Below are 14,940 nucleotides of genomic sequence, written 5' to 3' on the forward strand. Positions count from 1 at the left end.
AGTTTTCAGACTTCATTTTCGGGTTGAAGAGACACCTGATTGCCTCTGCAATTGATATAAAAAGAGTTTTTCGAAAATGACTCTCTTCCTGTACAAAAGTGGCCGAACTTGTGATAACATCTCTCAGTATGGAAGTCAAACTGGAAAGGAGTGGCAAAGGTGCAGAACATAGACAAGATCATGGATCTCGTAGAGGAGCTTTTCGACGAACTTGAAATTGCAGATGTTCAGGAACTTACAGAGGCGTTGCCAGATATGGAGCAGGATGAAGTTACTGAGTTGAGATCGAGCATTGAGGAGTGGATTGACGGCCTTGACGAGATCATTGCTCGATTGCCAGAGCTGCAAGCGTCGATTCTCGAGCTAAAGGGTGATCTTGAGAGATTAAACGATTCCGTCGTTGAGATCGAAGAGGATTTTGAAGAAGAGTGATACAGCTTCAATCAAGGGGCCGTTCGGCCCCTTTTTTTATACAAGCTCGGCATAAAGTCAGAAGGATCGGCATGGAAGCACGTGTTCAAGTATCAGAAGGATAAACAATGATAGCCTCCGATAGCTCTTCAAGTAATGAGGAGTCGTATAGCCTATGAATCACATATTTCACCAGAAGCTCATCCGGAACGAATTTGTCCAATTTCTCGCCAAAGAGATCATATTGTTTTCTTAACTCCTTCGGCGTTCCTAAAAGATAGGTTGACAAAAGCCCTGATATTTCTCCACGTTCCATATTGGAGATTAACGACAACATCTCGTGAAGCTCGTCAGTGTCTGCCCCATTCCTCACAACTACACTGTGCCAGTTAGCACTAACTGCTTTTAGACCGGAAACAGCCTTTATGCACAGAGAAAGAAAGATGTTTGACATATCGCCTGCAAAGGTTTCTATTACTATGCTCTTCTTAAGTTTTGAAAGTGAAATCAAAGCTGAAGAAGCTTGGTGATTACTGAGGAAGTCCAGTATCATATGTGAAGCGTCCGATGATAGGAAAACTCCATCGGGAATCTTCAGGTCATTCAACGAGGATCTTATGGATCGCGCGAATTCTTTTGTCATCAACGAGCTGCCTCCAAACCATGAAGGAGTCTTTCCACTGCTTCCGGGAATAACGTTTACGGTTTTCCTACCTGAATTGACTTCCTTGACCAAATAAGATCGTCCACCTAGAAGGAAGCTGACTTCATCGTCTGAAGAGCTACTGAGAACTGCAGGATGGATCTTTCCTATTTCATGTCCATTGAGCTGAACCGAATATTCAAATCCGCCTGGAAAGAGCACAACGAAATCCATCTTTTCCTTTCCGCTTCCTACAATCTCCGCCGTGGCGGCCCCAGAGATTATTGAAAGGTCTCTCCTGGCAAGAAAGGCCTCTTTTACAAGGTGATTCACCAGAATCTCGAATTCCTCGGTCTCGACCTTTTTGAAAGGGAAGGCTTCTTTGAGAATTGCAAGGTCCACCGCAGAGAGAAAGCCCCTGGTTCTGGCAAGCCCAATCAACTGGTGACCCAACAATGGAAGATGATGGTCGCTGGGTAGAAGCGGTTCGACAGATCCCTCACTTAACATTCCCAAAATTCCCAGAAGGTTGTACAGGCTTTGTGGATCCTCTACGAAGACGGAAATTGAAGACTTGTTTCCCTTTCTTCCCGCTCGTCCGGCCCTTTGAAGAAAAGAAGCAGTAGACGGCGGAATCTCAAGGAAGATCACTCTATCAATGTCACCTATATCTATGCCCATTTCCAAAGTCGACGTAGCAACTATCGCCCTTAGTTTGTTATCTTGCTTGAATTCCTCTTCTATCTCAACTCTGAGTGTTTTCGATACTGAACTATGGTGAACGGGGACTTCTATTCCAAGAGCTCTAGCTCTTGCAGCGAATTCCTCGGCGCGCGCCCTTGAGTACGAGAAGACGAGAATCTTATCATCGGTTTCTTCAAGAAGCTTCGAAAGATATTCAGAAGGAACCACTTCTCCTTCGGTGAGAACTTCAATCGTTTTCTCCCTTCTGTTTTCATCGGTCACGATCACTGAATCTCTTCTAGAACTCCCCCTTAGCCACTCCAAAAGCAACTCAGGATTTCCTACCGTGGCAGACATTGCGATTCTCTGTTGATCTAGACCAGAAAGAATCTTGATCCTCTCCATGAGTGAAGCAAGTTGAGCACCCCTCGGAGAGTCAATAAAGGCGTGAACCTCATCCACAATTATGAATTCAAGAGAGGAAAGCAGATCACTATTCTCACTCAGAAAGATCCCTTCAACTGATTCAGGTGTAGTGACAAGTATCGAGGCTTCTCTTGCAATAGGCAACTTCTCTGATCTTGTCAAATCTCCGTGCCATTTAGCCGCTACTAATCCAAATGGTCTAAGCATAAGCTCAAGGCGAGATGAAACATCGTTGATTAACGATTTGAGCGGGGCAAAGTAGATGCATTTCAGTCCAGCGGGAAGCTCCAGCAGTCTGTTAATGACGGGAATCATCACAGCTTCTGTCTTGCCAGAAGCAGTCCCCGCTATCAACAACAGATTCTTTCCGTCAAGAACTGACGGAATAGTCTTGCTCTGAATCTCTCTAAAACTCTGCCAGCGGTATCTATATGAGAAGAGGTCTATCAGTTTCTGATTAAGTCTTGGATCGATTACCACAGCTGATCAGCAGCTTTCACCGAATCCGGGTCTCCAATTTCATCGGACTTCTTACCGAGTCTCAGAGAGTCAAGCAGTTCAACAGTAAGCTTTGCCACTTCTCTGATGGAAGGTCTTAATTTTCCATCGATTCCCGTGTATTGTTTCATGAGGGTATCGATAGTCTTTTCTTCAAAAGCGGAGTCTGCCGCGAATGAATAGCAGTTAGAGTATAGCGTCTTGATCTGTTTAATTAGCTGTTTAAGATCATTTCTTCCGAGTGGTTCAAGACTGAGAATCATGGTTTTTCCACTGCTATCACCGGAGATATTTTTCATCCTGTCGTACAAAGCGTGGTAAGATGCTATTCCCCGGTGTTTATTCTCGAACCATATGTCCGTCCCAAGCCACAAAAAGTAGGTACTCTGTAGAAATCCTGAAGACATCTTGTCGATTATCTCACGAAGCTGATTGAAAGTCCTATCCCTAACATCTCTCCTTCTATTCATAGTTGATTCAAGTTCATCCATAATTACTATTAGTCCGGGTACTTGCAAAGTACCCATCAAAGAAGTAAAAGACTTCAAGAAGTTCCAACCATCATCCTGTAGGAAGTGGTATATCCCGTGTTTCTTCATAGTTCTTCTGTCCACACTGTCTCCAACGAGATATGCGTAAAATTCTTCGCCAGGAGCCCCCTTGCCTGCGCTGGCAACATAGGCTGCGCAAAAGTGAGAGAACATTCCATTAGGATCGTAATTGTCTCTGGTTGATAGATATTCTCTTACTGAATTCACATCATCAGCAGGGATCTTCAGTTCATCCAGTTCAGTAATAGTCTTTTCTGCCCATGCTCTGAGAAACATTTTCAAAGGGTTGCCGTTGATTCCCACCATTGTCATGTTCTTCATTATCGACCTGAAAAACTCATCCTGTTTGTGAAGAGTGTCGTAGTCCTTTTCTGAAAGGCAGGAAATCATCAATCCCTTTTCCCTTGAGATATATTCGGCGTATCTTGCTAGAGTCGTCTTACCCAGACCGTATTCACCTAGAAAGACCCTAACTTTGCTCTTTCCTGAGAGAACATAGTCAATGTCATTTTCTATCTCCATTGTATATTTTTCTCGACCAGTCAAAATCTCCTTTACATAATCAACCGGAACGGCGGTTCCGGCCCTTATTGCCTCAAACATGGGGTGGTAATCCACAGAAATCTCCTTTCACTTTGCATTATTCATCTGAAGCAAATCTCGCCCTAAGCAGGTCCCTTGTTTCTTCATCAAAATTACATCCCCAGACCAGCTTCGGGACATCACCGCTAATTACTTCAATAAGCGCCTTTCCACCGCTGGTAACTTTCGGCGCAACCACAAAAACGCTCCAGAAAGTCAAACCGAGTTCCTGAAGTGTGTATTCCTTTTCCGGCTCACAAGAAAGAATTTTGCAGACAGTCTTCCGTGTCTTTCCCGCGAGTGCTTCAATTTTCTCTTCAAGCTCACTAAAGCCGTTTCTCTCTTCATGAACAGGCTCCGAAGAAACATGGCTAGCCTCGTTTCTTTCTAATTCAGGAAAGAGATATGCCCACTCCAGCTCATTCATTCTCTTGGCAGACCATTCGAGTTCATAATGAAGAGAGTTGATTTTCTCCAGTAAATCTGCAGTTATGGGATCTTCTTCCTCAAATCCGGATGATTCAAGAATTACGGTATCTTCGCCCTCCTCTACTAGCCTTTGCACTATCAGATCTTCGACTGTTTTTTTATCGTCATCACTGTATTCTGAAGTTTCCTCACGAAACTCTGCCTTATTCCTGTTCTTCGCTTTCAAAGACGCGGGAAGGCCATTTTGGGGATACTCTTTCCAAGAAGACATAATTCGAGCTTCTTTCAAGAACTCGATAAAAGTCCTTGCGCTCTCTTCTTTCGCAAAGAAAAGCTTGATTAACGGAACCCCGTAACCCGTAGCAGAGACGGTCACTACATAGTAATTGAAACACTCTACCCTTTCGTTGTTCTTAGCTTCTTTGTCAGGACCCCCTCCGGGAAGGAGATACTTCCAGGTGTACCCGACGAAAAGTGCGTCTTTACTGTCTAGAAAAGCTTCTCTAGAAAGCTTTAGCTCTTCCAGCTTTGTCCTAATTGAGTTGAAAGGGAAGCTTCTCCCTGCTTTCTTGAGGCCCGACGATGTTATTGTAAGATCATCAACCGTACAAAGAACAAAGACTCCGTTGCTCTCTTCTCCCTTTACTGTGCGAAACTCACTCCTTCTTGCTGAATACCTCATTGTCTCACCTGCGTGAGCCAGAGGGTCTTTGATCTGTCGCTCTTCAACTATTGTCCAGCAAGCCCAACCGGTAATAGCCTTCTGAAAAGATGGGAGGATCTGGCCGCTTATCCTTTCGAAATACCACTTTCGGGCCTCCTCCCAGTGGCTTTGACAAAGCCCGTACTCCGTCCTTGCCTCTTTTATTCCTTCTAGCCATGAAGCGAGAGTACCATGCCTTCTCAACCCCTTTTCAAGGAAGGATACAAAGAGATTGTCAGGGACTTTAAGCCAGTGCATGAAAGTTGAACTGTATTTCTTTATCTCTCTAATTATTGTTTCAAGTCGGGATAACTGAACCTCTATGTTGCTTTCATCATATTCGCCTACTGCCAGCTTAATCTGATTCTCCAGAAATTTGCAGACTCCTTCTTCCTCAGGCGGAAACTGTGAAAGAAAATCAACCAGATCGGACTCAATCATCGGAAGCAATGAACAATCAAGGCTGAAAAGACTTGATACGATTCCATTCAGGGGAAGGCAGACCCCTAATTGATCGGCGGTTCGCCGCACTCTCTCGTAGAGAATTTTGAGCTCCCTCAGACCTGTTACAAGAGATTCAGATTCGTCGACTATTTGATTGGCGTAATGTATTACTATTCTCTCAAGAATCTGAGGTGCCTCTTTGAAGTAATCTAGGAAACCCAGAAAGCTCTCTTCAAAGTGTGTTTTTTCCGTGGCTGCTTTCAAGAACACTTCTATTAGGTCGGAAGTTTTGTCCGATGTTTCGGAAAGCAGTTCGCCTTCAGCATTCCTAAATATGAAAGAATATCTAGTATCGAATAGTTTCTTGAAAATATTCGCCACCAGCGGAGCTTTGAGAGATACTAGAGCAGCATTTGAATTTTCTATAAGCGGCTTCCAGTTCCTACCCTCAAGACCCTCATTGGCTTTCTCAATAACGTCTTCTTCAGACAAAAATGTTAAGAATTCCCGATAACGAGAATTAGACAAAGTATATCCCTCACTTAAGGTGACTTCCAAGTTGATTATACTACACTTGAGAAGGCCGGTTCGCAGCTGCAGAATCGATCTTCTAGCGTCCAACTTGCCGATCGATCATCTCCGCAAGATCCATCAACCTTTCCGCTATGAGAGTCTTGTTTTGACATGCTCTCAAGAATCTTTGATCTGATACCAGAGATGGGAGACTCTCCCCAACCTTCTCCAATCTGGAAATTGCCAACAGAAGGTATGCCCCATCAATCAGCTTTCTTACGATTACGGGCAGTTTTTCTGACTTGTCGTATTCTGTTCTTTCAATGTCTGAAAAGAGAAAGTTGATCGACTCGAGTATCACTTTGAATGAGAAAAGCAGAATGTCTTCTTTCGTGTCTAGAGGTAAGCTTTCAAGCCTTCTGAGCTCCGTCTTGATCTCTGCCACTGCCAGTCTAGATTGTGAAGGGTCTTCAAGATACTTCTCCATTCTTTCCGCAGTTATTCCAAACAGATTGGCAATATCATCGGCGCTGCGACCTTCGGAGAGAAGCTTACGCAAAAAGTCCTTCTTGCTCATAGGATCACCTCGCCTCAATTATATATCCAGTTTCTCAGCATTTTAAGAACAGGCAGCAGAGTCAGAAACCTGTTCGGTCGACTAGATGTTCTCAGAATAGGCGGGTTATTGGACTCGATTGTATTAGAATTCATCTGGAGGTGGTACTATGAGAAAAGCAGTTCCGGTAATTATTGTTCTCTTTGCCGCCGTTATCCTATGTGCTAACGCTTTCCACTTTGGGTTTGGGTTCAATGGGTTGCTGGAAATTTCCGTCGAAGACCAGGAGTGGAGAGTCAGAATCATTCCCGTAACTTCATTGTCTAGTGGAGGAGTCGGTGCTGGGGGCCTAATCTTCAATGTACTCAGGGATAAGGGGTTCGCGATTGTCTCCCTACTTCAACCCGAAAACCACAGCATAGTGAACACTTTTCACTGCGAAGCGATCGATGTAAATATCGAAAGACTGGAGGTCTTCGTTGCAGATGGGACTCATGGGCTAGAGATTTTCAAGTTCTTCGGACCGAATTTCTACAAACACGTCCAAACGATACCTATGAAAGGCTGGATAAGCTCTGTCTCGTACATTGACGATTACGTGTTTGCTGGCAGCGAACTTGATGGGCTGTTTGTAGTGAGGAGAGGAGAGAAGGGGTTCGAATTGGTCGACCACATTCTACCGCGGCACATAAATGATACAGAAAGAGGAATAACGGTAAACGCTATTTCAGGCTCGAAATCCTCTTTCTGCGTTGCCGCCGGAGACCGGGGAGTTCTGGTGTTTGAGAAAGACGGATTGACTCTCAAACAGAAATCTGAAATTCCTGTCAGCTACGCAATGGATGTAGCAGTTCTCGATGGGGAGATTTTCGTAGCAGATTCAAGGGAGAGCAAGATAAAAATATTCGCTGAGGCAGATAATGTTCTCAAAGAAAGCTTTGGCACAGACGGGACTCCTAGAGAGGTTGTGCCCGTCAACGACTGGCAGCATAACAGGAAGCTTCTTCTGTGCCGCTTTGATGATTCAATCTCCGTTTTCAGTAGAGATGATTTTAGGGAACTATTTTCACTAAAAGGTGCCTTTTTCGGTATAGTAGAGCCGAGATATCTCTTCGACTACCCCTTTCTCGAAGAATGAAGAGATGCACCACTGACGAAGTACTTCGAAAGTGCGAGAAACAGGATGAGAATGGGAATGCTCGCAATGGCAGCAGCCGCCATCATTGCACCTTCATTTGTGTGCTTTTCCATTGCAAACTTGACGATGTAAAGGGGAATGGTCTTCATCTCTTCGCTTTGCGAAATCAATAGTGGCCATAGAAGATTATCCCACTGGGTCCTGAATGTTAGAATTGCCAGAGTTGCGACGGCCGGCGTGCTGTTGGGAAGAATTATTCTCAAGAAGATACTGAATTCACCGGAACCGTCTATTCTTGCGGCATCAATTATCTCATCTGGAAAAGTGATAAGGTATTGTCGCATCAAGAAGATGCCGAACGCATTAATTAGAAATGGGAGAATCAGGCCAATATATGAGTTCTGAATCTTCAGTGATGTGGCTACCAGATAGAGAGGAATCATAATGGCTTCAAAGGGGATCATCATCGTGGCCATTATCAGAAGAAAGACAAGATTTCGACCCCTAAAAGGAAACTTCGCCAATCCGTATCCTGTGAGTGCAGAAAGAAAAACGGTAGAAATCGATACTACACCGGCTACAATGAAAGAGTTAAGAATATTCCTGGGAAAAATGAAACTCCCATCGTTTCCTTTGATTGCCTGCCAGTAATTCTCTGTATATAGATCCTTGGGGATCCATGGATAAGGCATCTTTAGGATTTCTTTTGAAGGCATCAAAGAAGCGGTGAACATGAACAATATGGGAGCCAGAATCACAATAGCAGTGATAATAAGGAAGGCCCAAATCAAGACGTCGAATACGATTGATTGTTTCTTAATTGTCTTCATCATAACCTCCTTAATAGTCGACTTCTCCACCCGATCTGCTCACTCTGAACTGGAACCAGGTGAAGAATAACATTAGCCCGAAAAGCAGTATACTCATCGCGCTTGCTCGACCAATATTGTGGTCCCTTATAGCGGTATTGTAGATATTGAGTGTTATTACGTTAATTGGTTCGGTCGGCGCTCCAGACTGAGTAAATAGATACTGGGTGCTAAATGTCTTCAGACACTGGAGCATTGACATAATAGATACGAGAACAGTTGTCGGTTTCAGCAAAGGGAGAGTTATGTGCCAGAAATCTTTCCAGCCGTCGGCTCCATCAATTCTCGCAGCTTCGTGAAGGCTTTGAGGAATGCTGGCCAGTCCGGTAATGAATATGATTGTGAAGTAACCGATGTACTTCCAGAAATATACCAGTATTGTAGACAGTCTAACCATTCCTGCTGTGGCTAGCCATTTGTAGTCTTTGCCCACAGTTCCAAGCAACGTATTCATAGTAGTGTTGGCCAGACCTCTGGGGTCGAATATTAACAGCCAGATAGCTGCTGCGACGACAGAAGAAAGTACTGCGGGTGAGTAATAGGCCATCTGGAAGAATTTATGAAATCTCCGTCTTGACATTATGAATACAGCAAGCAGAAGGCTGAAGATCACTATCGGGATAAATGTTCCCAATGTGAATATAAAAGTCGCCTTTACGGAATTCCAAAAATCCGGAGATTTCAGGAGATACTCATAGTTTGAAAATCCAATAAATGTGGGTGGACGAAGATCAAGCAGCCTCTTTCTGAAGAGACTTGTATAGAAAGCGTTAATTATTGGGTAAAAGGAGAAGACTGCAAAAAACGCCAGAGAAGGCAGAACAAAAAACCAGCCCCACCTTGCTTTTTTGTGTTCTATACCCCTATTGAAGATGCGTTTCAAAGGTAAGGCTCACCCCTTTCTGAAAGAAATTGCCCGCCGAAAGGCGGGCAAACTATTTAGTACTGATCGTCTAATACTTCCTGGACCTTTCTGCGAAGTGTATTTAGAGCTTCTTGGGAGCTCGTCCCAGTAAGCATTACAGATTCCACGGCTTCCTTTATTAGAGACTGAATCTTTGCAGAGCTCTCAGAGAAATAGACGACTGTAGACTTTTCAAGATCAGAGATGAAGACATCGGAATAAGGATAGTTCTTGAATGTCTCTGATTCAAGAAGGTCGTTTGTCGGTATTATGATCGCTACCTCTTCAAGATATTCCTCCGCATGACTGAGCATATATGAAATGAATTTCCAGGCCATTTCCTGGTTTTCCTTCGGTTTCTGCGAATTGACCATATAGTAGTGGCCATAGTAGTGTGCCGGGACATAATTTACAGCGTTTTCGAACTGAGGGAAGGGAACGACCATAAACTCGCCGCTATTATAGAATTCCGGGTTATCTGCCTTTATTCTTGCTATTTGATACAGTCCTGTTGTGCACATGCCGATGTCGTTGTTGTCCATATTGAACAATTTCCGAGCGTTTTGGTAAGTTGGAGAACCGAGATTTTGCCCATTCGGTCCCCACGCGGCCATGTAATCGAGGAAATTAAGCCAAGCTTCATCGTTGATTATCGCCGTCTTCCCATCGTCACTGACGAGTTTTCCGCCCATCTGTTCGACCAATGGCATGAACGCAACCAGATAGTACGGATATCTGAAGTCGAAGCCTCTTCGGGTGATGATCTCGCCCTCTCTTATTGTAAGTTTCTCTGATACTTCCATCATTTCTTCCCACGTCTTAGGATAGTCGACTTCTGGGTCGAGACCGGCGTCTCTGAAAACTTTTTTGTTTAGGAAGATGCACCAGTTCGTAATCTCAAGAGGAAGCCCATAAACCTCACCTTCATAAATCACAGGATCCAGTGTCCCGGGCAAATAGGACGCGAGCAAATCTTCCTTGTTAGCGAATCCTGCCGCTTCATAACTTACTGGAGCGACTCTGGCATTTGCGATGTAAGCAAACTCATCTTCAATTGACATATTGAAGATATCTGGCCCTTGATTAGCAGCAAAAGCTGTGAGTATAAGCTCTTGAATCTTCGTTGAAGACTGGGTTACCCTCTTTATTACGACATTGGGATACATTTCCTGGAATTCCTCAATGAAACGTTCCTCAAGTGGCGTTCTGTTAGGGTCTTCATGAGTCCAAAACTCCAGTTCGATGGTGTTTGCAATTAGCATTGTAAAGCTTAGAAGAAAAGCCATGAGTAGAACAAGAAGTAAACGCCTATTCATTAAAACACCTCCCCGTGGAATTGGAGCAATTGCTCCTAATTACATGATACAACCTTTATCTCGAAATCAGAAGATTATTTTCGGTCGATAAAGACCATTGAAGGCCTTTCTTGCAGCGAGAGTGATGTAGTATTAACTCATGCAAACAAATCGAAGCAATTGCAAGTCATATTCCAGGGAGGTGGCCTAATGAAAAAAACAGTGGTCGTTATGCTAGTAATGATTGTTTCTTGTTCTTTTCTTTCGGCATTTCACGTTAGCTATACGGGGCTTGCGACAGCGGAGTCTTTTGCCTTCGAGCAAAGCATCGGTAGCAAGACAAAGAGTGTAAGCTTCTCTGTTCTTTCGGAGAGAGATTCCTACGCAGTCAGTGTAATTATTTCCGGCTGGGTTTTTGATCCCGCAAACGATGAACAAGAGCTAGAGACTTCGATCCAGTTGATTGGTAACGGAGAGTATTATGAGAGAAGAATCGCGATGGCTAGAGAAGGTATGTATTACGTGATAGACCCCTTCCTTCTTTCATTTGAAAGTGGTTATTCATTGGCAGTTATGGAGCTTAGAATAGACTATAACAGACAGTTGGAGGTTGAAGTGAAAGAACTAAACTTCGAGAGTGTTTCCTTGCAGACAGAAAGAAGGAGCGATCCGGGGCTTCTACTGGGAGAGATTCGCGAACAGGGGTTCATCGAGACCAGCACTATAAGCGGAGAAGCAATTGTAATAATTGAGGCTGGAGAGAAACCCACAGGAGGATACGATATAGGAATTAGGAGCGTCCGCCTTATCGAAGACAACACTATCGAAATCATTGCTGAACTGCAGTTGCCGGGTAGCAGTGACTTTGTTACTCAGGCCTTCACATATCCAAATGAGGCAATCAAGATAATGGATCTCCGAGCTGGAGCTTACAGTCTTTCAGTTAGGCTTGAATCACTCAAGGATGGGGAATTGGTCGAGACTGCTCTGTTCAACTCAAGTTTCTCCGTCGAGGAATCATATCATTGATCTTTCGGACATAAGCGTCGGCATCGAATTTCCTTTTCAGCCCATTCGAGTTCATATACCTGACTTTCCCAAATATTGGGCGTTCGGGCCACGCTCTATCATGTTTTCCGAAGCACCAGAGAATCCCGGCATAACCGTTGGGATCCCTGCCGTCGATTTCATATTTGTCGTTTAGGTGAATTGCCACGCGTATTGCAGTCTGTGGATCAGAGTTCCATTCAAGCAGTTTCTTTCCCCAGTACATTCTCATGTAGCCATGCATCTTTCCATTTATAACCATTTCACTTTGAGCGGCATTCCAGTAGGGATCATCGGTTTCTCCTCTTTCGAGTTGCGACAAGGAGTAAACCGGATCTCTTCTGTCATTTCTATGATCATTCAGGGTCTTCTGAGCCCAAGAGGGGAGCGATTTAAAGGAATCGTAGTAAGGATTGTAGAAAACGAAATTCATACTTAGTTCTCTCCTTACAATGAGCTCTTCGATGTAGGCATCTGTTCCCGGCGAATGAGACTCGAAGACTTTTCTGGCGATCCAGGATGGAGAGATTTGTCCGAAGTGGAGAAAAGGACTCATCTGCGAGAGGCAGTCACAGTTTGGATCGTTTCTGTCTTCTTCAAACCTATCTATTTTGATTGCAATGAATCTCTGAAGCGTAGCCTTTGCTGCTTCTTGGCCTCCACGAAAATCGATGACCTCGGGTACACTCTGATCCATATCAGCAAGAGAGAATTCTTCTAGATTAAGTGAACCTTCGAATTCAATTCTCAGGCTGCTTGATTTGAATTCTACGGGTGAAAAATCATTGACAAATTCCGGTACCAGTTCCATTACCTTGCGCCTGAAAGTGGCTGCGCTGTATTCTTCTTTTATACTGGCTGTTTCTACAGGGACAACAACATTGGTTTCAACTGCTAACACAGAGCACTTCACAGCACTTGCTAGCTTCTTTCTCCAAGCAATTTGGTGCTTGAGATACCCGACGTCTGTGATGATTTCGGCACAGTTTTCCGATACCGATGGCAATATATCTGTGGGATTACCTTTAAGGATGACGAATCGTATTCCGGAATCCTCCAGACGATACTTAACTTCTCTCAAACCATCAAGCATGAAGCTGAAGCTTCTTAGATTAGCTGATGGGTAATCGACAACTATTATGAAAAGCACAACAAGTGGGACTCCGAAAATCTTTGCTTCTTGTTTTGCAAACTCAAGTGCATGATTCTCATCTGTCCTCTGAGAGGCCTGCATCCAGTACAAAACGAATTCTCCACGTCCACTGGTTTTTTCATTGAGCCTGTGGATTCTTTCTGTCTTCATTTACCCGATCTTCCTTTGCCCGAATCAGTTATCTCAACAAGCTCTGAAGGATACGGTTCAAAGAATGTTTGACGTGATAGATACTCGCTTTCAAAGGCCACAACGTATGAGCGAAGAATATAGAGAGGAACGCTAAGCGGTATCATTCCTTCTCGATATCTTTCGAGAGTATCGAGAAAGAACCTCTTCTCTGAAGAGGATATGTAGTCAGAAAAGTAACCAAGCCCGTGCATCAATACATTTATATGCGAAGTGTGTTTTGGTGGGGTGGACATCATTTTGTAAAAGTGAGAGGCATAGTCATCATAAACGTCTCTAAGTTCTCCGGAATCCATGTTTCCTACAATCCTCCCCATAATTCTCATTTCATTCTGATTGTAGGACATGAAAAGCAGCTTGTTTTCAGATTGAAACTCTACAAGGCCCTTTCTGGTAAGCTTGCGAGAAAGATCCCTGAAGCGCGTAACTGTGAAAAGAGTTGTTAAGAAATGTTCTCTTATGATGTAATTGGATAATCGGCCTTCGTCTTCGATCGGAAGACAGCTGTATTTTGCAAGAGCAGCTCCTCCAAAGAACCCGGCGTCTCTACCTGTGGATACCACTTTGCCCTCTCCAGGATAGATCTTCACATCCTTCACTCCACATGTAGGTGAAGCCGCTTTGAGAACGAAGCCGTCCACTCTTTCCAGGCTGTCGAGAAATTCATTTGCAAAGGCCGAAAGCCTTTCAGTAACGTCGATGCCTGTTAGAGGCTGAATAAGCCTTATTCCACTGGCTTTTGAAACCATCCTTATGGGCGCCCGGGGAACACCAAGCCCAATATCAAACTCGGGACATACGGTTGAGTAATTTACATATTTGCCCAACCTACTCACGAACTTGCTGGGAATAGTCTGCCCGTTATATCTGCAGCTCTCGAATCCTAGACATCTACTTACTACGACTTCCGGTCTGATCTGCGCCAACTAATTAGCCTCCCTTTTCACTCTAGAAAGCCAGTTATCTCTTCAGCTACTCTTACGGGATACTCGATGAAGGGAGCGTGCCCCGCGCCCTCAATTACTGTTAGAACGCTTTCAGAAAGCTCTCTAGATAGCTTTTCTCCATAGTCAAGGGGAGAAATCTCGTCTCGCTCCCCCCAAAGAATCAGTGCACTGCAATCGATCTCACCAAGTGATTGTGAAAAGGACCCTCCGCCGTTGCCCTTCATGAACTCAAATAAGAAAGAGATGGACATGCGATCTACCAACGCAAAGTACTTCCCAAACTCCTCAGATTCGAAGTTGCTTCGATCTCCAAATCTTTTTAGGTAGATGTATCTTTGAATCGGATATGTCTGATAAAAGAACCTCATTGCTGCCCATGTAAGAACTTTGCTGCTTGAAACAAAGTCGGGCAAAAAATCTCTCTCTCCATATGGAGAGGCATCAATTAAAACAAGGCTTTCAATTCTTTCCGGATAATAATACGCCATGTTCAGACCTATTTCTCCCCCTAATGAATGGCCAATAATATCAGCCTTTTCAATGTTCAGAAGATCCATCAAATCAATAGTAAGGTCGGCATATCCTTTCTTTGAATAATCGCCTTTGTTAGAAGCACCAGACAAACCAAATCCCGGTAGGTCTATTATGTAGACTCTTCTATTCAATGAAAGAAGTTCTGCCAATTCTTGAAACTCGACATGAGATCCTGGAAATCCATGAATCATCAAAATTGGCTCCCCTTCTCCAAGGATCTTCAAGAAGAGCTCCTCTTCATCAACTTTTAAGTACCTTCCGTCTCTTTCTATCCGGTTAAAGTAGATTCTTGCCATCGTTACGCTAAAAATACTGTTTACTACCAAAAGCGCCAGAACGATGAGCAGAATCAAAAAGAGAGACTTAAATACTTTCATCTGGGACACCCCTTTCGGGAAGTTCTGAAGTAACAATAATATACCAT

The 14,940-nt window shown here is 43.9% G+C and carries 13 protein-coding genes; 3 read left to right on the forward strand and 10 right to left on the reverse strand.

Features of this window, described 5'->3' with window-relative positions:
• Positions 1-150: 150 nt before the first annotated feature.
• Positions 151-432 carry a hypothetical protein gene (locus Y697_RS01845; RefSeq protein WP_259462261.1) on the forward strand — a complete coding sequence of 94 codons (282 nt, stop codon included), beginning with the start codon at positions 151-153 and terminating at the stop codon, positions 430-432.
• A gap of 85 nt (positions 433-517) precedes the next feature.
• On the opposite strand, the gene Y697_RS01850 is transcribed toward Y697_RS01845, so the two are convergent.
• The 4 genes from Y697_RS01850 to Y697_RS01865 form a co-directional block, all read right to left on the reverse strand.
• The gene (locus tag Y697_RS01850; protein ID WP_121550005.1) at positions 518-2,644 is read right to left on the reverse strand and encodes a DEAD/DEAH box helicase; all 2,127 of its coding nucleotides are present in this window, start codon (positions 2,642-2,644) and stop codon (positions 518-520) included.
• The gene (locus tag Y697_RS01855; RefSeq protein ID WP_121550006.1) at positions 2,638-3,831 is read right to left on the reverse strand and encodes a BREX system ATP-binding domain-containing protein; all 1,194 of its coding nucleotides are present in this window, start codon (positions 3,829-3,831) and stop codon (positions 2,638-2,640) included. Before Y697_RS01855 ends, Y697_RS01850 begins: the two co-directional genes overlap by 7 nt.
• A 22-nt stretch (positions 3,832-3,853) precedes the next feature.
• Positions 3,854-5,863, reverse strand: coding sequence for a hypothetical protein (locus Y697_RS01860; RefSeq protein WP_259462262.1), 2,010 nt, complete (start codon positions 5,861-5,863; stop codon positions 3,854-3,856).
• Between the two features lie 118 nt (positions 5,864-5,981).
• A complete protein-coding gene (locus Y697_RS01865; protein WP_121550008.1) occupies positions 5,982-6,461 on the reverse strand; it encodes a hypothetical protein in 480 nt (159 codons plus the stop codon).
• 148 nt (positions 6,462-6,609) lie between these two features.
• Between Y697_RS01865 and Y697_RS01870 the strand changes: the two genes are divergently transcribed.
• Complete coding sequence (locus Y697_RS01870; RefSeq protein ID WP_121550009.1) at positions 6,610-7,578, forward strand: hypothetical protein; 969 nt, start codon at positions 6,610-6,612, stop codon at positions 7,576-7,578.
• Here the strand turns inward: Y697_RS01870 and Y697_RS01875 are convergent.
• The 3 genes from Y697_RS01875 to Y697_RS01885 are packed head-to-tail and all read right to left on the reverse strand — an operon-like array spanning position 7,557 to position 10,667.
• Complete coding sequence (locus Y697_RS01875) at positions 7,557-8,408, reverse strand: carbohydrate ABC transporter permease (RefSeq protein WP_121550010.1); 852 nt, start codon at positions 8,406-8,408, stop codon at positions 7,557-7,559. The genes Y697_RS01870 and Y697_RS01875 overlap by 22 nt on opposite strands.
• 10 nt (positions 8,409-8,418) lie before the next feature.
• Complete coding sequence (locus Y697_RS01880; protein WP_121550011.1) at positions 8,419-9,330, reverse strand: carbohydrate ABC transporter permease; 912 nt, start codon at positions 9,328-9,330, stop codon at positions 8,419-8,421.
• A 56-nt stretch (positions 9,331-9,386) separates the two neighbouring features.
• Entirely contained in the window at positions 9,387-10,667 is a 1,281-nt protein-coding gene (locus tag Y697_RS01885) for an extracellular solute-binding protein (RefSeq protein WP_121550012.1), read from the reverse strand.
• 189 nt (positions 10,668-10,856) lie between these two features.
• Here Y697_RS01885 and Y697_RS01890 point away from each other — a divergent pair, with 189 nt between their 5' ends.
• The gene (locus Y697_RS01890) at positions 10,857-11,675 is read left to right on the forward strand and encodes a protease complex subunit PrcB family protein (RefSeq protein ID WP_121550013.1); all 819 of its coding nucleotides are present in this window, start codon (positions 10,857-10,859) and stop codon (positions 11,673-11,675) included.
• Here the strand turns inward: Y697_RS01890 and Y697_RS01895 are convergent.
• The 3 genes from Y697_RS01895 to Y697_RS01905 are packed head-to-tail and all read right to left on the reverse strand — an operon-like array spanning position 11,638 to position 14,893.
• Complete coding sequence (locus tag Y697_RS01895) at positions 11,638-12,996, reverse strand: deoxyribodipyrimidine photo-lyase (RefSeq protein ID WP_121550014.1); 1,359 nt, start codon at positions 12,994-12,996, stop codon at positions 11,638-11,640. The genes Y697_RS01890 and Y697_RS01895 overlap by 38 nt on opposite strands.
• Entirely contained in the window at positions 12,993-13,961 is a 969-nt protein-coding gene (locus Y697_RS01900; protein WP_121550015.1) for a DUF523 and DUF1722 domain-containing protein, read from the reverse strand. The genes Y697_RS01895 and Y697_RS01900 overlap by 4 nt, the downstream gene beginning before the upstream one ends.
• Before the next feature lie 17 nt (positions 13,962-13,978).
• On the reverse strand, positions 13,979-14,893 hold the full coding sequence (locus Y697_RS01905; RefSeq protein WP_121550016.1) for an alpha/beta fold hydrolase: 915 nt from the start codon (positions 14,891-14,893) through the stop codon (positions 13,979-13,981).
• Positions 14,894-14,940 lie beyond the last annotated feature (47 nt).

The sequence above is a fragment of the Mesotoga sp. BH458_6_3_2_1 genome (genome assembly GCF_003664995.1).
Classification (GTDB): Bacteria; Thermotogota; Thermotogae; order Petrotogales; family Kosmotogaceae; genus Mesotoga.